20 protein-coding genes, 1 CRISPR repeat array and 1 riboswitch are annotated in these 20,591 nt (G+C 47.7%); of the genes, 3 read left to right on the top strand and 17 right to left on the bottom strand.

Annotation, left to right across the window (positions count from 1 at the left end; genetic code table 11):
• Window positions 1-76: 76 nt before the first annotated feature.
• Window positions 77-1,144, bottom strand: coding sequence for a pyruvate dehydrogenase (acetyl-transferring) E1 component subunit alpha (gene pdhA, locus U1I11_RS05390; RefSeq protein ID WP_322904413.1), 1,068 nt, complete (start codon window positions 1,142-1,144; stop codon window positions 77-79).
• A gap of 252 nt (window positions 1,145-1,396) precedes the next feature.
• On the opposite strand from pdhA, the gene U1I11_RS05385 reads away from it, so the two are divergent.
• Together U1I11_RS05385 and U1I11_RS05380 are read left to right on the top strand one after the other, a co-directional pair.
• Window positions 1,397-2,131 carry an alpha/beta hydrolase gene (locus U1I11_RS05385; protein WP_322904411.1) on the top strand — a complete coding sequence of 245 codons (735 nt, stop codon included), beginning with the start codon at window positions 1,397-1,399 and terminating at the stop codon, window positions 2,129-2,131.
• A gap of 590 nt (window positions 2,132-2,721) precedes the next feature.
• A complete protein-coding gene (locus U1I11_RS05380) occupies window positions 2,722-3,369 on the top strand; it encodes a thiamine diphosphokinase (protein WP_322904409.1) in 648 nt (215 codons plus the stop codon).
• A gap of 414 nt (window positions 3,370-3,783) precedes the next feature.
• On the opposite strand, the gene U1I11_RS05375 is transcribed toward U1I11_RS05380, so the two are convergent.
• The 14 genes from U1I11_RS05375 to rnz form a co-directional block, all read right to left on the bottom strand.
• The gene (locus U1I11_RS05375) at window positions 3,784-4,857 is read right to left on the bottom strand and encodes a thiazole biosynthesis adenylyltransferase ThiF (RefSeq protein ID WP_322904537.1); all 1,074 of its coding nucleotides are present in this window, start codon (window positions 4,855-4,857) and stop codon (window positions 3,784-3,786) included.
• 296 nt (window positions 4,858-5,153) lie between these two features.
• Complete coding sequence (locus U1I11_RS05370; protein ID WP_322904407.1) at window positions 5,154-5,921, bottom strand: thiazole synthase; 768 nt, start codon at window positions 5,919-5,921, stop codon at window positions 5,154-5,156.
• 2 nt (window positions 5,922-5,923) lie between these two features.
• On the bottom strand, window positions 5,924-6,127 hold the full coding sequence (gene thiS / locus U1I11_RS05365) for a sulfur carrier protein ThiS (protein ID WP_322904535.1): 204 nt from the start codon (window positions 6,125-6,127) through the stop codon (window positions 5,924-5,926).
• On the bottom strand, window positions 6,127-7,326 hold the full coding sequence (thiO, locus tag U1I11_RS05360; protein WP_322904405.1) for a glycine oxidase ThiO: 1,200 nt from the start codon (window positions 7,324-7,326) through the stop codon (window positions 6,127-6,129). The genes thiS and thiO overlap by 1 nt, the downstream gene beginning before the upstream one ends.
• A 32-nt stretch (window positions 7,327-7,358) precedes the next feature.
• On the bottom strand, window positions 7,359-7,970 hold the full coding sequence (locus U1I11_RS05355; RefSeq protein WP_322904404.1) for a thiamine phosphate synthase: 612 nt from the start codon (window positions 7,968-7,970) through the stop codon (window positions 7,359-7,361).
• Between the two features lie 573 nt (window positions 7,971-8,543).
• Window positions 8,544-8,648, bottom strand: a riboswitch (TPP riboswitch).
• Between the two features lie 123 nt (window positions 8,649-8,771).
• The gene (locus U1I11_RS05350) at window positions 8,772-9,731 is read right to left on the bottom strand and encodes a hypothetical protein (RefSeq protein ID WP_322904402.1); all 960 of its coding nucleotides are present in this window, start codon (window positions 9,729-9,731) and stop codon (window positions 8,772-8,774) included.
• 333 nt (window positions 9,732-10,064) lie between these two features.
• Window positions 10,065-11,558 (bottom strand): serine/threonine protein kinase, encoded by a 1,494-nt coding sequence (locus U1I11_RS05345; protein WP_322904401.1) that lies wholly within the window; start codon window positions 11,556-11,558, stop codon window positions 10,065-10,067.
• 639 nt (window positions 11,559-12,197) lie between these two features.
• Window positions 12,198-12,671, bottom strand: a complete 474-nt coding sequence (locus tag U1I11_RS05340; protein WP_322904399.1) for a DinB family protein — start codon at window positions 12,669-12,671, stop codon at window positions 12,198-12,200.
• 38 nt (window positions 12,672-12,709) lie between these two features.
• Entirely contained in the window at window positions 12,710-13,768 is a 1,059-nt protein-coding gene (locus U1I11_RS05335) for an SAM-dependent methyltransferase (RefSeq protein ID WP_322904397.1), read from the bottom strand.
• Between the two features lie 25 nt (window positions 13,769-13,793).
• Window positions 13,794-14,117: a thioredoxin family protein gene (locus U1I11_RS05330; RefSeq protein ID WP_322904395.1), complete on the bottom strand. Its 324-nt coding sequence runs from the start codon at window positions 14,115-14,117 to the stop codon at window positions 13,794-13,796.
• Window positions 14,118-14,149: 32 nt separating this feature from the next.
• Window positions 14,150-14,491 carry a cyclic-phosphate processing receiver domain-containing protein gene (locus tag U1I11_RS05325; protein WP_322904393.1) on the bottom strand — a complete coding sequence of 114 codons (342 nt, stop codon included), beginning with the start codon at window positions 14,489-14,491 and terminating at the stop codon, window positions 14,150-14,152.
• 22 nt (window positions 14,492-14,513) lie between these two features.
• Window positions 14,514-15,338, bottom strand: coding sequence for an Fpg/Nei family DNA glycosylase (locus tag U1I11_RS05320; RefSeq protein ID WP_322904392.1), 825 nt, complete (start codon window positions 15,336-15,338; stop codon window positions 14,514-14,516).
• 450 nt (window positions 15,339-15,788) lie between these two features.
• The gene (locus U1I11_RS05315; RefSeq protein ID WP_322904390.1) at window positions 15,789-16,583 is read right to left on the bottom strand and encodes a TIGR01457 family HAD-type hydrolase; all 795 of its coding nucleotides are present in this window, start codon (window positions 16,581-16,583) and stop codon (window positions 15,789-15,791) included.
• A gap of 118 nt (window positions 16,584-16,701) precedes the next feature.
• The gene (rnz, locus tag U1I11_RS05310) at window positions 16,702-17,622 is read right to left on the bottom strand and encodes a ribonuclease Z (RefSeq protein ID WP_322904388.1); all 921 of its coding nucleotides are present in this window, start codon (window positions 17,620-17,622) and stop codon (window positions 16,702-16,704) included.
• Window positions 17,623-17,980: 358 nt separating this feature from the next.
• On the opposite strand from rnz, the gene U1I11_RS05305 reads away from it, so the two are divergent.
• On the top strand, window positions 17,981-18,193 hold the full coding sequence (locus tag U1I11_RS05305; protein ID WP_322904386.1) for a hypothetical protein: 213 nt from the start codon (window positions 17,981-17,983) through the stop codon (window positions 18,191-18,193).
• 180 nt (window positions 18,194-18,373) lie between these two features.
• A CRISPR array of direct repeats spans window positions 18,374-19,684; the repeat unit is 32 nt; unit sequence ATTTCAATCCACACTCCTGCACGAGGAGTGAC.
• 348 nt (window positions 19,685-20,032) lie between these two features.
• Here the strand turns inward: U1I11_RS05305 and U1I11_RS21640 are convergent.
• Together U1I11_RS21640 and U1I11_RS21635 are read right to left on the bottom strand one after the other, a co-directional pair.
• Window positions 20,033-20,263, bottom strand: a complete 231-nt coding sequence (locus U1I11_RS21640; RefSeq protein WP_416235586.1) for an NADAR domain-containing protein — start codon at window positions 20,261-20,263, stop codon at window positions 20,033-20,035.
• Window positions 20,264-20,328: 65 nt separating this feature from the next.
• Entirely contained in the window at window positions 20,329-20,535 is a 207-nt protein-coding gene (locus tag U1I11_RS21635) for an NADAR family protein (protein ID WP_416235585.1), read from the bottom strand.
• Window positions 20,536-20,591 lie beyond the last annotated feature (56 nt).

Genomic DNA, 20,591 nt, shown 5'->3' with positions numbered 1-20,591 from the left:
ACGCCTCAAGGATGTGCTGCTTCGTACTACCGAAAATATCGAAACCTCAGCGCCCTAAACGGGCGCTATATCGAGTTTATTGGAAGTCTGCTTTTTGTGCTTCCAGATCGTGAGGTGTAGTTTCAAACATGCTGTCGATCAAGCCGTTTACAGTCATTTTCTCTGTTTTTTCGGCTTTTTTGATTTCTTCGTTTACTTTCGCTTTTGCTTCTTCTCTTACGCGCTCTGTATCTTCATCTGTCCACAGGCCTTTTTCAGCCAAATATTTTGCCAGACGAGCGATAGGGTCTTTCTCGCTCCAGATACCTTCTTCGTCTTTAGTACGATATTTGCTCGTATCGTCAGACATGGAGTGCGGACGGAAACGGTAAGTCAAAGCTTCGATCAGTGTCGCGCCTTCGCCATTGCGTGCACGCTCTGCCGCTTCACGAACAGCAGTAATAACCGCGAACACATCCATACCGTCGATTTGCACGCCAGTAATACCAGCGGAAACCGCTTTGTGAGCGATCGATAGTGCAGCCGTTTGTTTGGCAAATGGAGTTGTGATCGCATAGCCGTTGTTTTGTACGAAGAAGATAACTGGCAGCTTGTAAGCACCTGCATAGTTCAAACCTTCGTAGAAATCGCCTTCGGAAGAACCACCGTCACCGGTGTATGCGATCGCGACTTGTTTTTGTTTTTTCAGTTTGAAGCCCATAGCGATACCCATCGCGTGCAAAATTTGTGCACCGATGATAATCTGTGGCATCAGTACGTTCACACCTTCAGGGATGCGACCGCCTTCTTGATGACCACGGGAATACAGGAATGCTTGATACAGTGGCAGACCATGCCAAACGAGCTGTGGCATATCACGGTAACCCGGACATACGAAATCTTCTTTTTCCAGTGCGTATACGCTACCAACCATCGTCGCTTCTTGACCGGATACCGGTGCATAGAAACCAAGACGACCTTGACGACCTAAGTTTACTGCACGGTCATCCCAAGTACGTGTAAATACCATACGGTACATAATTTCTTTCAATTGATCATCAGTCAGATCAGGTACTTTGTCAGGGTTGACAATTTTACCTTCTGGGGAGAGAACGGAAAGTGCTTCCACTTCTTCCGTATAAACTTCATATGGAACCTTGCTCATTTTATTCACCTCAATAAAAAATTTGAATATCATGTTCCGCTGTTATAGAATTATTATACACCTGTTCTACTCAGTTCGTCAAAGGATACATTGAAATTAACTAGTAGCAGCGACTATTGTATGTATAACAGATGTATTTTAATAATATAACAGTTGCATCAAATTTGAATACATGTCGTGAAAATCGCACGACTTCATCTTAACGCATCACCAAGCCCATTGCAAAAATTACGATAGAAAAAGGTGACCACCATGACAGATTCACGCTATCTGAAACGAACAATCTTAAAAGAGCAAATTGACAGCCGCCATTTGGGCGAAACGCGCACACTTCGCATTTATTTACCTCCCGGTTATAACGAACTGCTAAGCTATCCGGTCATTTACTGCCAAGATGGTGAGGAGTTTTTCAACTTTGGTCGGATTGCCACCTATGCCAACCAATTGATTTTGGATGAAAATATCGAGCCGTTTATCGTCGTTGGTGTGGAAGTGAACACCAAAATCCGCACTCAAGAATACGCGCCATTCGGCAATCGTTTTGCAGCGTATACCGCTTGTTTTGCCGAGGAGATCATTCCTTATATTGAAGCAAAGTATCCGGTACGCCGCTCCGCTGATGAGCGCGTACTGGCAGGCGACTCCTTAGGCGGAAGTGTGTCGGTGCATATCGCACTTCGCTATCCGGAACTGTTCCGCCGCATCATTAGCCTGTCCGGCGCTTATTATGAGCAAAGTCAACAGCTGATTGCTGCGGAAGCGGATTTGTCCGCACTCGATGTGTACATGATCGTCGGATTGCAAGAGACGGACTTTGAGAGCGATACAGGCGTATATGATTTTGTACAGCTTAATCGTGACACACGCGATTTGTTATTAGCGCGCGGCGCGACTGTTCGTTATGCCGAAAAGGATGGCAAGCACTTATGGGGCTTCTGGCAAAAAGAACTGCCTGCTGCGCTCAAATATTTTTTGCAGGAAGTTTGAGCGGAGCTGTAGCCGCCCCCTGCAACATCGGCATCTGCCTGACAAAACTATAGGTTGCCGCATTGAACGGAGCGATGTGATCATTCGGTCCAACATTAATGCACAGCAACAGCAATCGTAATAGACAAGCATACACAATCGAATAGGAGCAAGGCAAGATTGCTGCTAGGCATTATAAGCATGCATCGTTTGTCTTAGCTCTGTTCGATTAGTTAGTGTGCCTTGTAAAATAAGCTGCGTGATCGCGATTATAACGACTGTAAACGGTCGATCTCCTATCGATTGTTGCCACAGTGTAGCTATGTCTGTGATCGTTTGTTCATAACTTATTACATTTAAATGCCGGGATTCAAACGGCACTCCCTATGTTTACGCTTACAATTTAAGTTGGATATACCGTTTATTGCATCACATGACCGCTACATACGGATGAAAAGCAGTCTGCAACTCCCATCCTCTATTGTATCGGCGCAAGTAAAAGTTGCGCAACTGTAAATTTCCTTTTACAGTTACGAATAGAACGGAAGATGGAACACGTTCGATTTATGCCGAAAGTCGGCTTATTTTATAGAGAGAAAGAAGGGAATTTCATGGCTGCAAAAAGAGCTCTTATTTTTTCAGGCGGTCTGTTACATCCTGATTTTTTGCTGGAAATTCGCGAGGATGATCTGGTAATCGGTGCCGATCGCGGCGCATTGTTTTTGATTCAGCATGGCGTGAATCCGCAGCTTGCAATTGGAGACTTTGACTCCCTTCAAGATCAGGAAACCGAGTTGGAGCAAATTCGTCAGCACGCCGGCGAGCTGATCGTGTATGATCCAGTAGACAAAGACGTTACCGATACGGAAGCGGCTTTTGAAGCGGCGATGGAGCGACAAATTAACGAGATTGTTATTTTTGGCGCGCTTGGTTCACGGTTTGACCATTCGATCGCCAATGTACAATTACTTATTCGCGCCTTGCAGCATCAAGTTCACTGTGTCATTCAAGATATGAACAATTATATTTCGCTGACATCTACAACGTCGGTTATTCACAATCAAGGTTATCCTTATATTTCACTATTGCCAATCACCTCGGAAGTTACCGGCATCCATCTGACCGGATTTCAGTATCCGCTTGAAAATGCAACGCTTCGTATGGGACAATCTCGCGGCATTAGCAATCACCTGGCGGAACCGCAAGGGACGGTATCGATCGAAGGCGGATTGTTGCTCATTGTGCAAAGTCGGGATTGAGACTGATCTTTGTGCCGGTCTGGTAGGGACGAATGTTAGCTGGTAGTAGACGTTAACCTGTTCACACAAGTAGATGAACTGCCTTACACTTAGCTAGCCTTACGTAAATTACGATCAACATACTACGTTGTGTACAGCGAATGATGACCTTTATTATTCCCGTACATTTTCGCTTAAAACAAAGAGTTTGTTCGTTATTTGCTGCATATGGATCGTCTTTGATCATGGCATTCGCCCACATTGAATTACCGAAAAAGAATATGAAAAAACGATGTAAGCAAGATGAGCTTACATCGTTTTTTTGTCGTTATTCCACTGTTTTTCAAAATGGCATTTACAACGATCTGTTATGGCACAAACTTTTTTTGTATCTTTTGAAAATACATCTGTTTCGTACCGACAATCAAGCCCAGTTTAACCAAAATAACGATGATAAATCGTGCGCGCCTCCGCTACATCCTTCGTACCATGAATCATAACACGTCCATCCTGAAACACAACCATTCGTCGCCCCTGCTCCAACGTCATCGACAACAGAAACGGATTAGCCGTAATCTCATATTGTCCGAGCCGTTTCAATCGGTCAGCTGTATGCTGTAAATCAAGCTGTTGGCGCTGTGCCGGACGAATCTGTACTGTATCTCTACCGCATAATACGTCCGACTTGCTCTGTCCATCCCGGCTTAAATGAGGATAGGTCGGCTGCTGTCCGCATGAAGGGCAATTCGAACGACGAGCGCTGTTCATTTTGATCGATACTTGTTCATTACGCCATAGATCAAACGATAACAACGTACCGCGCAACTGCGCCCGCTGTCCACTCAGCAGCTTGATCGCTTCGGTCGTCTGATGAGCAACAACCATCTGGACAGCCGGCGGAATAATGCCGGATGTATCGCAAGTATCGCCGCCAAGTGGCGCCGTTTCCATCAAACATTGCAAACATGGCGTCACACCCGGAACGATCGTAAACGTAATGCCATAACTGCCGACACAACCGCCATAAATCCACGGAATACGATATTTTTGCGCCATATCATTAATGAGCAGACGCGTTTCAAAATTATCAGTAGCATCCATAATCAAATCGACGCCTTGAATCAATTGTTCCAACTCAGCGGCGGTCACATCCGCGATATGCGCTTCAATCTGTACCGTCGAGTTGATTTGCTGTAGGCGCTTTTGAGCGGCAATCGCTTTGGGCACACGTTCAGCAGCGTCCTGCTCGGTAAACAGCTGCTGGCGCTGCAAATTGCTCCATTCCACATAATCACGATCAACGATAATCACATGTCCAACCCCTGCACGCACAAGCGTCTCTGCCGAGCTGGAACCGAGTGCACCTGCGCCGATAATGAGCACCGAGGCGCGTCCAAGCTGCTCTTGACCGCTCGTTCCAAGCGGAGCAAACAGTTCCTGGCGCGAATAACGACGATGCGAATCAGCAGAAGCAGTTGCAGCGGCGGAAGTTGCTGTTTTGGTGTATATATGCGCTGCATCGATTGCGGTTGTAGTTGCCGGATTAGCGACAGAAATTGCTTCGTTCACCTCGGTATCCGTATACTCTTGCACAGCCTGACTACCAAGTGCGTCTTTTACAGGGACAGCAGTCTCTGCTTCGGTATCGTCATCATGTTGCGCAGTAGTGTTTGCTGCTTGTTGCTGCTGATCATTTAAAGGAAAGGAACCTGTCTGCTGCGTAGCTATCAGTTCGTTTTGCACCTGTTGCTCTGTATCGTTGGGCACATCGGACATATTGTCCGTCTGCCCGTCATCGTTGCGAATCAAGTCGTAATCATCCCTTCTGCAGGGCTGCTCGCCACCGCGTACTGCCTGATCGGGATCATGCCCGCTTCTCTGCCGAGGCGCCCCGCTTCAACCGCAAGCTTCATCGCAGTTGCCATCCGGACAGGATCATCGGCACCGGATACCGCTGTGTTCAGCAGCACAGCATCGGCACCAAGCTGCATCGCATACGCAGCATCGACCGGAGATCGAATGCCGGCATCTACAATGACGGGTACCTCTGCATCACCGATAATCCATTCCAATGCAGACGGATTCAAAATGCCGCGACCTGAACCGATTGGTGAGGCGCCTGGCATAACAGCATGTACGCCGAGTTGTTGCAGCCTTTTTGCCAGCATATAGTCATCGGAAATGTAAGGCAGCACTGTAAAGCCGTCCGCCAGCAACGTTTCGCACGCTTTGTACGTTTCTAGCGGATCAGGCAAAATGAGCTGATCCTGTCCGATCACTTCGACCTTTATCATATCACATAATCCGGATGCTCTGGCGAGACGTGCGATACGTACCGCTTCTTGTGCCGTATGCGCGCCAGCTGTGTTAGGCAGCAGCTTGTATTTTTGTAAATTAAGCCGTTCTAGAAAGTTAGGCTCATCCGGATGATCGAGATTTAAACGCCGTACCGCAAACGTCAACACTTCGGTTGCTGATGCTTCAACTGCACGCGCTTGCACGTCCAGGTCGGTAAATTTGCCTGTACCAAGCAACAGGCGTGATGTCATCTGATGTTGTCCGATCGTTAACATATTCAGCCACCTCCTACAAAATGTACAATTTCCAAACGATCGCCCGATTGCAGCATCGCCTGCTCGTGCTCATGCTTTTGCAAAATTTGTTCGTTATGCTCGACAATGACGATTTTGCTGCCCAGTTTCAGCTCGTGTAGCAGCTCGGCTACTGTTTGCAGCCGCGTAGTGAACGAACGGTCGGTTCCATTGATGATTAACTTCATCATTCCAACTCCCCTATGCTATGACCTGATGTTATACCGGTATGATGATACGCATATGCCGCTGGCGGCAACGGAACAAGCGCTCGTTCCGGACGGAAAGCAGGCGGGATTAGCGCTGCATTTCCTTGCGCAATCGCCTCACTCATCAGCTTGGCGGTACCTGCTGACAGTAAAATCCCGTTGCGATAATGCCCGGCAGCGATCCACAGCCCTGGCAGCTCGTCCACTGCACCGATGTATGGCAACTCATCCGGTGTGCCTGGACGAACACCTGCCCAGCAGCGAACGAGTTCGCCTTTTGCCAGCATCGGAATATAGCGCTGCGCTTTCATTAACAGTTCGACTATCGCCCCTGCTTCGACGGTTGTGTCATATTGTCCGGGCTTGCTAGTCGCTCCAATCCAGATACGATGCGGATGTTTCGGTATAATATAGACCGTTTCGCCAAAAATCGTATGCTGCAACCACGGCAACGGTGTACGAATTTCCAGCAGTTCCCCTTTGACTGGTAAAAAAGGCAAACGCCATCCTTCCCCAGTCAACAAACGCGCTGTACCGAGACCGGACGCAAGCACAACCTGATCGGCATACATTAGGCGCTGTTCGGTGAGCACTCCTTGCACAGCGCCCCGACCATCCGGCTCGCGCAGTAGGCGAATCACTTCATGGTCACGGTAAAACACACCGCCAAGCCGCGCAAATGCAGCTACATACGCTTCATTGAGCAGTGTGGGCACAAGCTGCGGCTCGGCAGCATTGTATAACATTCCATCTTCGGCATGTACATACGGTTCCTCGATCGCCAGCCGCGTATTGTCCCACCATTCCATCCCTTTGGCATGTGCTTCGGCAATATGGTGACTGTCTTTTGTCCAGTCTGCATTCGTATGGCGATGGATCGGCAACAGAAAGCCTTCCGTACGCAAACCGACATCGATACCGGTCAAAGCTTGCAATCGCTCGCTCAACGTAGGGTATAGCGCACGGCTTTGTAGCGCAAGCTGATATAGCTCTGGTGCGGCAAAATGCTCCGAGCTAGCCGCCAGCATACCACCGGCTGCACCTGATGCACCGGATGCAGGCTGATGCTTTTCGATCAATGCCACCGTAGCACCTTTTCCCGCCAGTTCAAAAGCAATGCTTGCTCCGATCACCCCTCCGCCGACGACGATTACATCGTAATGCCCATTACTTTTCATATCCCGTCACTTCCTGTTTGGATTTGATGTCTCTACTCGGTAGTAGATACAGCATAACGAGCAAGCTGCTCCCGATACCGTTCAAGCTGCCGCTGCGGTTGCTCCGCTGCAAAAATACCGGACATCACCGCGATTCCCGATGCGCCCGCCCGTTGCAGCTCACCTACATGCTCTGGCTTGATGCCGCCGATCGCAATGACAGGAATCCTCAGCTTGTCGCATAATTGCTCCAGTATTACGAGCCCACGTGCAGCGATGCCTAGTTTACATGTCGTTGCATACACATGTCCGAAAAACACATAGTCACAACCTTCACGTTCTGCCGCAAGCGCTGCTTCCAGACTGTGCACAGAACGTCCGATTCGCAACCCAAATTGTGCACGATCAAGTGCGAGCGGTACATGTTCTGGCAAATGGGTTCCGCCCAGCTCCATTTGGGCTGCTAGCGTATAATGCTCGTTTAATACGAGCTTGGAAGCAGGAATACCGCTATGCAGCAATTGGCGAGCGAGCAGCTCGATCTGATGCGCAAGCAAGCTTTTTTGGCGAATATGAATAGCAGTGACATCCGAATACATACAACTAGCAATGTTTATGATTCGCTCTGCCTCGATCTGTTCCGGTGTAACCAGATGCATTTGCATTAACGTATGTTCCCCCTTCCACTTCGTCTGTGTCGATGCTCCTATGTACCTGTTGCTAAATCGATGTTGTTCAACGTATTCGTATTAACACTTCGCTGCATTACAGTTAAAACTACGCGCACATAAAACATACGAATAGCTTGACCATCTTACATATGCTGTCTAACCGACTCCATCGTCTGAACAGATACGTACATCACACGATGAACTGCTCTAGGCTAGATGATAGTAAACTCCACATGTAGTGCGGTCAGCTTACTCGTTCGCGCAAGCGATTATGCAGCTTGTCGTAGCGACAAATACGCAAAAAAACCACCTTCCGCGTCAGGAAAGTGGTTGTTTATCGTCTTATCACGCATAAACATATTCTACACCCAGCAAGCATACATATGCTGTGCCAAATGATGAACGAAGTCATTCTCGTTTACGTATGAATCGTTATCCGTATTGTGCACCGTATAGTTATAAGGTAATAAATGACTATAGCTGTAACGGTAACTTCCAGTTCGAACTACGCCGATCCAAAACAGCATAAATTCAAATCGATCAACCTACGGAACATACGTAAATGGAGGTGTGCTTCTTCCACTTCCCTACGCTGGTATAATCCAGATCAGGTACAAAGGGTTCGACAGCATCCTGTCATCTCAGCCCCGCAAGGCTCCCCCAGTGCAATGAATATAAAATATAACGCTACTTGATTAAGCATCCCCATCTTAGCAAAATGAAACGGATAAAGCAACTGCTTCCACGTCATTCATAAGTTGTGCCTGCAAGCAATAAATCGTAACGCCAAACTATTTATGTTTGTACACTATTCATATACGGATAAGCTACCGCTTGTGGCATCCGATCACTGTAGCGCAGCCGCTGCATGCCGATTCGATCACCGCTGGCACCCCACGGCGGCTTTTTGGTCGGTTCCAGTCGTTCAAGCTCCTCAAGCACCGCAGTCGTCAGCTCAAACGATTGGCGAAAAAATTCACCGGACTGCTGCTCCGGCCAATCCAGCATCAGCCGATATCGCATAAATGACAACAGACGCCGTGAATTCCAGGCATCGTGAAATGGTTGGCAGTCGCGAATCGTATAGAGCGGACGCTTTAAGCCGAATGTGCGGGCAATATGGGTTTGATTGAGTTTACTTTCCGCTCGGTAAGCCCCTAACACCGGAATCCAGGCGCAATTTGCCGCCCATTTTGCATATACAGAGTGGGAAAAGAAATGGTGTAATTGCTCCATATGCTGACTTAGATTCACGACGACCAGATCAGCCAGCTTTAACAATGGCAGCTTGTCTTCCCCTGATCCGGCATCAAGCAGCACAAGATCGTATGCTTGACCTGCTGAAGTTAACAATGCGCGCCAGAAACTGCTCGTAGGGCTGCAAGACTGCTCATCATAACGAGTGCCGGACAGCATATCCAGTCTGCCGCGAATAAGCGGCACCATATAATCGGACACATTATGATCATTCAAAATGCCGGACTGCTGCAAATAATGCAGGCGATCAATGCCCGGCCCGTCCATCCAGACTTCAGCCGCCTGCTCCGCCAAGTCCTCTGCACACGCAGATTCCACACCATGCCCTCTGTGACCATTGTGACAGAGCAATAAGCGCGCTCTGTATTGTAAAGCCGCCGTGATGGCTGTGATTGCTGTATGTGATGAGGTTTTACCATGACCGGCATCAGGACTCCAAAACATAACCGTTGTCATATCCGCTCCCCCTTTGGCATACCGATAAGCTACCGTATCCAAAAATGATCGTCCTTATCAGGCTATTGTGCAATCCTGGCTACACACCGCTTCCTCACTGTTTAACTGACTGTACAAACAAATCGACATCGTATTCATCATCGCACTTTATTGCTACTTTCAACCGTATGTAGTGTTACTGTTCACTACAAGTAGCCTACTCATTAAGCTTATACCATATCGCCTTCAGCTTCAAAGGGATAAAAGGACGAGTCTTTACTGCCTCTATAGCCCTTCAGACGCAAATCATTCCCGATAAATTATTGCACGCTTTGAGTTAGAATGCCCTATTCTATGTCTAACGTCTCAGTCGCAATTAAAGTTTGTGTGCCGGAATCAAAACAATTGCAGACCAAACCGGAATTTACGCTTTTTGTGCACAAGCGGTAAATAGCGCTGCAACAGTATCGCGAGCAATATGTCGGTATCTTCATGTTCATCAAACGGGTCTGGCTGACACGGCAATGCATACACTTGCTCGGTGGCAAGCTCTTTACGCAATCTGCGTACTGCTGCTTCATGAGCAAGCGGCAAGCAATAATGCCACTTTTCATGGGAATATTGCTTTAGCTCGTTCGTCAATTCGATCATGTCCTGATAGCGCCATTCCGCTCCCGAGCCAACAACGATCGGCAAATCGGCACGCAAAAATTCTTCCAGTCGATCATTGTGTTTGTACATACCAAGATCAAGTACGATAAACTGGTAACTTCCGCCTAACAACGATACGACTTCCGCACGCGCAGATTCACGCCAGTAATGCACATTCTCCAGCTCAAACTGCCGCGCTTGCCGCATGCGCTGTTGCTCGTTCAACCCGGATACCGCCACCTGCTGAATACGGGCAAATGCACCTGGTGCCCCATTCATTTCTACCAGTGCGACCGAGTGCTGCCTACGCGCCAAATAATGAGCGACCATAATCGCCGCATGCGTTGTGCCTACACCTGCGGTAGCACCTATCAATGCAATCACTTGTGTCGTTTTGTTCCACTGTACGAGCGGCGTTAACGAAGTATCTTGTACATGCGAACGCTGCACCGATTTAATTTGAAGCGCCTGCCTTGCTTCACTTGCTGACTGGAAGCGATGAGCCGGATCAAGTTGTAATAAACGCTGCAACATCTGCACCGCAGCGGTCGGCATATCGTTGCGCACCAGCTCCTCCATTCCGTGTAACCATTCACTGTACATACCGCCAGTAGCAAGATAAAGTAACAATGCGCCAAGCCCGTACAGATCGGCACGATGATCGGTCTGTCCGCCGCCATACTGCTCTGGTGCGGCAAAGCCAACCGTACCTAGCTTAACCGTATCATGACTTTCCTGCGGCTTAAATGTACGGGCAATACCAAAATCGATCAAACGCACATCGCCTTCTGGCGTAATCATTACATTCGACGGCTTTAGATCACGAAAAATGATCGGCGGCTCATGCTGATGCAAATATTCAAGCACACGAAGCAGCTGATCACCACAACGTAAAATGAACGGTACATCAATCTGTTCAGGCTGTGTGCGAAACTTTTCTTCCAGCGTCTCTCCGCGAATATAATCCATCACCATATAGGTATAATCATCGCTCGTAATAACATCTACAATACGCGGCAAAAAAGGATGGCTCAGCGTAATCAACATCGCTGCCTCCGCTTCCGCCTCCCGATACGTAGATGAAACGGATATCGTTTCCTTAATCGCCCATTCCTTGCCCGGCAGCTTCAAATCATAAGCCAAATAAACCTGACTCATCCCGCCGCGTCCCAGTCTGCGTATAATCCGATATCGATCATCCAAAATCATGCCTTCATGTAAAGTTGTTGGAAACGCCATCGTATTTGCCCCTTTCGATTTCGAGAGTTGTTTTGCAAAATCAACACCTCACCTGACTAAACGGAACAGCAACGTACCAAACTGCTACACCGAGCACGTCCAGCTTGGCGGCACAGCATGCGCAATCATTCTGCCCTATGAGATCGCGCTGCCTATTGCCTGTGTTAGTCGCTTTGATCTGCTTTGATACCATAGCTATATTTCTTTCTATCGCTCCTATCTGAACAAAAAAAGAAAGCATCCCGTCCGCATGCAGAGCTGTAATAGCCCTGTTATGCGGACGGGATGCTTTCCCTGTCCGTTCGTATGAATATACACGAATTATAAAAGATACAGTCAGCAAAGTAAAGACTGTTGTGCATCTTGCATTTACGTACATAAGCACAACGATGCACGTTCATTCTTTGTATCAAACTATACCATTGCTGTGCATCACCTCACTGCCGAGACTCTTACGAAGCGATATGTTTAAACGATCAACTTCAGCATTTCATCGAACAAATAGGACAGCATTCAAATGAAATAAAACGGATAACGAGCGTCGTCTAATGAAAACGAACGACCGTAAACCGTCTATCAAGCAGTCCGAAACTATACACACGCACAGACTGCCCACTTTCCTTTTCACCTCATTGCCCTTTACTTCTTCTGTGCAGCAAAAGCGTCACGATTGCGCTGTACTTGTTTAACATGCGCTTCCAGATGCGTAATACACAACTTGTCGATCAACATGCGCGCTGTAATCTCACCATCTTCATTATGCACACCGATACGCTGCCCATCTTCTTCGGTCACCGTTTCCAGCACCGGTGCAAACGCGCGTCGCATTGCAAGCAGTGCCTGCAAATGATGTTCCAAATCGAGCTGCCCATAATTTAATCTGCGCGCCCATGCATCCTGATCAAACGCGATCAACGGTGGACGTTCCTCCGCTAGTACCGCTTTGAGTCGCTGCTGCAATACGATTTCCGTATCTAACAAATGCACGACAATCTCATGCACACTCCACGCGGTCTCCGATGGTTTAAACTCCACTTCAGCTTCAGGCAGGGCACGAACCAGCTCAATAAAATGTTCCACATCCGGCAAATAACGATAAATAGTATTTTGCATCACGCACATCCTTTTTCAAGATATACAGCAACTACATATTAATATCTTACCATATACAACGTAATTTCATCACGGTTGTGAAACAATTGTTTGGCACGCTGAATTTGCAAACGCGCTTGCTCAAACGATTCCATCACTTCACGGATGACGGCAAGCGGTTTTTTGTGCATAAGCTTGACGGTCACGATGACCGTGCCACCCGGCTGTACCGCATCCAGCAAATCGATCACAAGCCGTGCGGTCAGCTTCGGACTCCAGCTCATATCGCAGACGAGCAGATCAAATTCACCTGCACTAAACTTGACGTCCGCCGCATTACGTCGTACGGTTTTGAGCTGCGGATGGTTTTGCAAGCTTGGATGCATTTTGGCAGGATCAACAGCAGTCACATGCAGACCGCGCTCCAACAAAAACGATGTCCACCCCCCTGGTGCTGCCCCGACGTCCAGCGCCCGCTGAAAAGCGGTAAAGTCGATTCCGAACACCTTTTCCGCTTCCAGCAACTTAAACTTGGCACGCGAAATTTGGCCTTCCTCACGCTGAAAGCGAATCGCCCCGCCATTCCAATCCGACACATTATGCTCAGGTGCGGAGATACCTCCATACAAACGATCAGCAGTCCAAAATACCGATACGATCAGCTCCGGTTGTTGCACCGTAAACTCTGCTTGCAGCTCAGCTAACTGCTCCTCCAATTGATGGCGCAGCTCGGACGCATTGCTATCACCTGTATCCGCATCAGCGGTTTTGCGCACTTGCAGCGCCAGCGGCTTGCCGTACAGCTCCTCACGTTTCAGCAGCAATGCCGCCAATGTATGCAGCGGCTGCTCTCCCTCTGCAAGCTGTTCCAGCACAATATCGTAACGCACTGGCTGCATATGACGCAAAAACATTAGCGGCTGTGTTTGCAAGCGCTGAATCACCTGCTCCGCTTCCGCAGGCAATGTTAGCAATAGCACTTCTCCCGGCACTAACACCGAGCTTTTGACCGAGCCAAATGCCCGTTTTAATTCTTCCTGTGCATAAGCGGCAAAGCCGTGATTGGCTGTACCGATCCAGCGTGATTCCGCCGGTTGAATCGTTTCCTGTTCGTTCATGAAATAATCTTTAGCCTCCAGTCATTTATACCGCTGTATCACGTATATGTCCGATCATACGCTGTACCGATTCGAGCCGATACAACAGACGCGGCTTGCGTTCGCGCCATGCTTCAAATACGATCAGGCAAGGAACACTGGTCAGCTGCAACTCCTGCACAAAACGTGGCGCAAAATTAATATTGAGCGCATACACATTGTGCTCTGGCAGCAATGGCAATGCCGCTTCCAGCATCCGTCTACCCATTTTGCATGTTCCGCACAGCGGTGTGTATGCATACAGTACTGCCGGTTCCCCCGACTGCTCAGCCAGTTGCAATGCTTGCGCCTCATTCAGTTCCTGTATCATGCTCATGCCTCCTATCCAAGCGAGCTGCTTCTTTATTGATCGGCTGCGCGTGCAATTTGCTGCAAACGTTCCTCAGACATCGGCCCATTATGCAAAATAACATGTTCCGGCTTCGCCTGATAGAGCAGCTCATACATCCGCTTCCGACCATATATACTGGACGTATGCAAATAAATTTCCCGCGCATACAGCCCTTCATAGATCATCGCTTTCACTACGTCCGTACCGTCCATTTGCCCCCAGCCAAGCTCATGATCAAGCGATAAAATATCCACTTCACATTCGCGTAACATCATCAGACATTCCTCGCCATCTCTAGCGAGCGCAAAGCCTGTTGGACATGGACGGTAATCATCCAGATACAGATGAATCATAGCGATCTCCTCCTGTTACCGCTTAGCTTTCAAACTGTGAAGCCGGGCAATAATACGCTTTTTTACCAGCCACTTCGGTTTTGACTACTTTATCATTCGCTGAAAGCACCGATGGCTCTCCTTCACGCTCATACACACGACGTAAAGCGTGAAAACCGCCGGTTAACGAATCATTTGCCGTCAAAGGCTGTCCTTCCATATTGCCACCTGCCTGGATCGCTTCTTCCAGCACATTGCACATCGCATCATACAGCTTGCCAAGCGCCTCCTCATCCAGCTCCTGCACTTTGGCAGAAGGCAAAATACCTGCGGTAAAGGCGATTTCATCCGCATAATAACTACCGATACCGGCGATGAGTGACTGATTCGTTAGCGCTGTTTTGAGCGCACTACGACGTCCTTTGAACAGTTTGACGAATTGCTCACGTGTCAACTTGCGATCGGTCGCTTCCAAACCGAGACCGGCAAAATACTCCTGTGCTTCCCGTGCTGAACAATAATGGAAAATGCCCTGACGCCCTGCTGTATAATACAGCGAGCTACCATCTTCAAATTGTAGCTCGACATCGCATTTGCGATCGACATTTTGCTCACGCAGACCATAATAAAGCGAGCTACCTGCAACGATGCCAATCAGCAAACGATGACCACTATGCAGATGCAAATTCAAATATTTGCCCCGGCGCTCGATAAAAGCGATCCGGTTGCCGCTTAACATCAAGTTAACCGGATCAGCCTCCACATTCGCAATCCGAGCACGATGCAGCACCAGCTTTTCAATCGATGTATTCAAAATATAACGGGTTAACTGGCTTTTATAATTTTCAAGTTCTGGCAATTCAGGCATAATGTTGTCCTTCTTTCTCTATTAATAAAAACTAATAAAAACAGTGTGATTGGTTTGATACTGATATAAACTTTGTTCGCTGTCAAACATGGTAGAGTCAGCATACATCATACCAAGTACTCATCTCAATTAAATTCACGGTAAGCTTATGTTATGATCGTTTCATCATAAACACGATAAAGTGCGTTCGAAGCTGATTTTAATTGAGACATCCAACTAAGACCGATCCAAATAATATACAGACTATTCAAAAAATAAGCTGCCTAGACAGCTCAATCTTACACGAACCAATAGTATCGAATAGTATGGAAACAGTGGAAGCTATGCCCTAGCACTACTTTTCTTTTATACCTATCCGCCGTAGTAGTTGGCATCTTATGAACGCCTATGCCACATATATGATATGCAGACCAACATAGATATCGTATCGTTGTCCATTACATACAGAGACTATACCGAATCAAGCCGGGCTGGATCAATTTCGTCCAGTGTACGACATAGGCGATCTGCGCGCACGCCGGTGCGTGCTTCATGCTGTGACAAATTATGCTCTGTCGTGACACCGGTCATCACGAGAATCGTTTGGCAACCTGCTGCGACACCAGCAGCGATATCAGTGAGCATATTGTCACCGATGACGATCGTATCTTCTGCCGGTAGACCGATTTGCTCCAACGCATACTCCATTAGAATCGAGGAAGGTTTGCCGATAATGATCGGTTCCACTGCGGTCGCCGCCGAAATTGCAGCACCGAGTGTGCCCGCTCCAGGCAGCAGTCCATCATGCGACGGCAGCTGCAAATCCGGATTAGTCAGCACAAATATAGCCCCTTCACTGATCAAACGCAGCGCTATCGTCAGCTTGTCATATGTAAAGGAACGATCGATCCCTTGCAGCACATAATCAGGCTTATTTGCACTTACGCTTAATCCGGCATCGGTTACAGCCGATAGCAGTCCAGGTTCACCGATCACATGCACAGTGGCGCCCGGCTTTTGTTTGGCAATATAGGCAGCAGCGGCAAGTGCTGATGTACAAACTTGCTCTGCTGTAGCATCAATGCCCAGTTCGCGCATATGAGCAGCAACGCCTTCCGGCGTACGGGACGAATTGTTAGTCACAAACAAATACGGCGTGCCTGCCTGCTGCAGATGCTTGATCCAATCGGCTGCCCCCGGAATGACACGGTTACCATGATATAATGTGCCGTCCAGATCAATCAGTAATCCTTTTCCATTTGCCATTCCATTAGCCATCCTCTCTATTACTCACAATCTTCATTGTAAAAAAAGTTGCGGCATAAGGCAAACGATTTGCTTACCTTACCGCAACTTCGCACGATATTGATCCTATCCTGCCCTATTATTGCACCGGAAATAATTGATGCTCGATCGCCAGTTCTGTATGTGGAAATACCGTTTTTGCTTCTGCCAGCAATTGTTGAAGCTGCTGCTCATCTTTGTAACGCGAGCTAAAATGCGTCAAAATCAATTGCTGCACACCGGCATCATGTGCAGCCACTGCCGCCTGGTAAGCGGTACTATGGTAATATTGGCGTGCCGTCTCTTTCATATCATGCAGAAAGGTCGCTTCATGCACTAACAAATCGGCTCCTTGTGCAAGTAACTGCACATTCGCACAAGGACGCGTATCACCGAGAATCGTGACAATTTTCCCTTTTTTCGGCTCGCCTACGACTTGATGGGAATGCAGCATCTCACCATTCTGAAGCTGCACACTGCCGCCATTTTTTAATTCGCCATAAATTGGCCCCGGCTGAATACCATATTGCTTCAACAACTCAAAATTAAGCTGCCCTGGACGATCCTTCTCCACAATCCGATAGCCATAACTGTCAATCCGATGTTCCAGCAGCGCCGCCTCGACGCGGAATGTGTCATCTTCAAATACGATGCCACCTTCATGCTCCACCACCACCAACTCGTACTCCACCCGCGATTGACTTAACTCTAGCGCCATCTCTATAAATCGCTTCACTCCAGGCGGCCCATACACCGTCAATGGCAATAATCCACCTTGATTAGAGCGACTGGACAGCAAACCCGGCAAGCCAAACAGATGATCACCATGCAAATGCGTAATAAAAATCTTTTCCAGCTTGCTTAGCTTCAACTGGGAACGCAACACCTGATGCTGTGTGCCTTCGCCACAATCAAACATCCACAGCGCCTTACGCTCCTCATACAAACGCAAACCGATCGACGTCACATTACGCTGCAATGTGGGCACACCGGCATTAGTTCCAAGAAAATACAATTCCATCGTTCAACAACCTTCTCTCTATGCATCACAACACTACGCCCAGCGAGCAAATTATGCTGTTTATTGCTTTGTTTCATTATCGTTAATGCCAATAAAGATACTATTAAATAAAGATAGAAACGCGTATCTGAAACGAAATCGTGCGTATTTGCTCGTTCAGACAGCTTGTTTCTATGCAAGATTATGCAAAATGATAATATCCTTTATCATATCATGTAAATGTATTTGTCAAAAGGGATTCCTTTGTTGTGAGGAGGATTGTAGTGGGGAATGGTCGCTTGGTATAGGGGGAATTGGGAGGAAGTGTTTGTTGCTGGGCTAGTAGGGGGGCGCTTTAGGACGTGCAGGTAAGCTGTTTTTGTTAAGGCAGCAAGTACCGAACACATCGCCAAAATATGGAGAGATTGGAGAGGCACGCCAGCTGTTTTTGCTGCGGCATCCACCACCGAACACATCGCTAAAAATATGGAGAGATTGGAGAGGCATGCCAGCTGTTTTTGCTGCGGCATCCACCACTGCGGTACGGAATAAGGGGACGGACTCCCGTCTCGCACAGGAATCTACGGAATAGGAGTAACTTGTAGATTCCCGCGCTTAAACGAGGTAAGGTATTTTGCTTTGCAAAAACCACTTTTCATTGCACCTCGTGTTTACAGAACGTAAACCTTTCCCCTTATTTCCTTCCCGCAGTGAAGTGCACGTCGCATCATATGTATTTGCTTGCGCGTTCAGCATCATGTACATATATAAAATTTCAATCCACACTCCTGCACGAGGAGTGACCAATTGGGCTTGGAAACCAACAGCGTATTCACTGCTTAATTTCAAGCCACACTCCTGCACGAGGAGTGACGCGGCATGCCTGCCGCAGCCCGCAATGCGTTTGCATTTCAATCCACACTCCTGCACGAGGAGTGACTTAAAACGAGCTAATTGATTATATGTATTTACACAAATTTCAATCCACACTCCTGCACGAGGAGTGACGGGTTTTTACATTACCCCCTAACCCTAGTATTCGATTTCAATCCACACTCCTGCACGAGGAGTGACGGGTTTTTACATTACCCCCTAACCCTAGTATTCGATTTCAATCCACACTCCTGCACGAGGAGTGACCGTTTTCACATAATACAAACAATGCATTTATAAATTTCAATCCACACTCCTGCACGAGGAGTGACCGAAGGCGGCAAGCTGGTAGAGCGCTTACGGGAAAATTTCAATCCACACTCCTGCACGAGGAGTGACGCGCCTCCGACTACGTACCTATTGCAGGGGCAGAGGCATTTCAATCCACACTCCTGCACGAGGAGTGACTCAACACGTTCAACACTTTCGTTATCGCGTCGACTTATTTCAATCCACACTCCTGCACGAGGAGTGACGTGCATATATTGTACAATGTGGTGCTGATCCAGTATTTCAATCCACACTCCTGCACGAGGAGTGACAATTTAAGGAGTTAAAAATGATTTGGATTGAATATATTTCAATCCACACTCCTGCACGAGGAGTGACATCTTTGACCATTACTGACTTTAGTCAAACTAATACATTTCAATCCACACTCCTGCACGAGGAGTGACGCCGAAGCGGCGAGGGATAAAAACCAACGTCGGTATATTTCAATCCACACTCCTGCACGAGGAGTGACAAGAAAAGGAGAGTTCAACAACATGACATTATTATTTCAATCCACACTCCTGCACGAGGAGTGACGCGAACGATCCAGCGATATTGCAAGTCGGGCAAGTTATTTCAATCCACACTCCTGCACGAGGAGTGACTGCTCGATGAGATTCGTTTGATTCGAGATGAGTTGCTGATTTCAATCCACACTCCTGCACGAGGAGTGACTTTGTATCCACTTGTAAAGCGCCGGTGTGCTAATGATTTCAATCCACACTCCTGCACGAGGAGTGACTCTAATTACGTCATCGACGTAGACGCGGATGGTAAATTTCAATCCACACTCCTGCACGAGGAGTGACGCGCAAATGGCGGGGGCTCATTTTGCGACCTTTCCTATTTCAATCCACACTCCTGCACGAGGAGTGACTGCCCGCCTTCTCAGCCCTTATCCCACAAGGGAAAAACAGGTGATTTCCGCGAACCTCTCTTTCAGACTACTTTAAAACTGTCCAAAAAACAACAAAAACGCCGAAATCCCTTGCCCAGCAAGGAGCGCGAACCTCCTAGGGATTTCATGTGAGCTTAGGGTTCGCGCTTTTTAGGAATGTTTGCCAATCCATCCTCCTGTTACAGTCAAACGATAAGCCAACTCCGATTCGCATGCTTTAAGCAAAATTATTCGCTTATTCGCTGTTTCTGCACATACTGTAGCACTATGCCCATCTCAACCAAAAGCGCAAATTGGCACCTCTACATTGACAAACTCATCCCACTCTCACTCCTGCTCTGCAAGCAGCATATCCCGAACTTCCATCAATGCAAAACCGAGCCAATTCCTGCCTTTCCAATTGAGCGGACGCTCGGCATCTGGATCATCTTTTGCCAGTCCAATGCCCCAGATTTTATGTTGTGGGCTCGCTTCTACTAATATTCGTTTGCTTGTATAACATAAATATTGTCTCAATTGTTCATTTTGCTGGAATTTCGCTATATTGCCTTGCTTCACGATCTCCTAACTTTGCACTTGCCATCGTTGATCGTCAAAATGGCGCACAGAACGCCCAAACATTTTCATCTGCTTCGGATGCCTGGCTGCCATACTGCCATAATATTCGCCAGCATGTCCATATCGCCAAACAACCGTGCTTTTTCCGCCATCATATATTGTTCGGTACAGGAATAAGTGACACTGTTAATCGTAAATGGACTGTTCCACCACTGACTAAAACAACTTTGATCGATGCTGCCGACCGCTTTTGGCGTATGTCCCCAAAACAATACATATTTAAGCTTTTTGCCAGCGATATAGTCTTGTTGTAATGATTGTAGAGATT

The sequence above is a fragment of the Paenibacillus campi genome (assembly GCF_034659835.1).
GTDB classification, from domain to species: Bacteria; Bacillota; Bacilli; order Paenibacillales; family Paenibacillaceae; genus Saccharibacillus; species Saccharibacillus campi.
The sequence above is the reverse complement of the archived record's forward strand: the minus strand, read 5'-3'. Positions and strand labels throughout refer to the sequence as shown.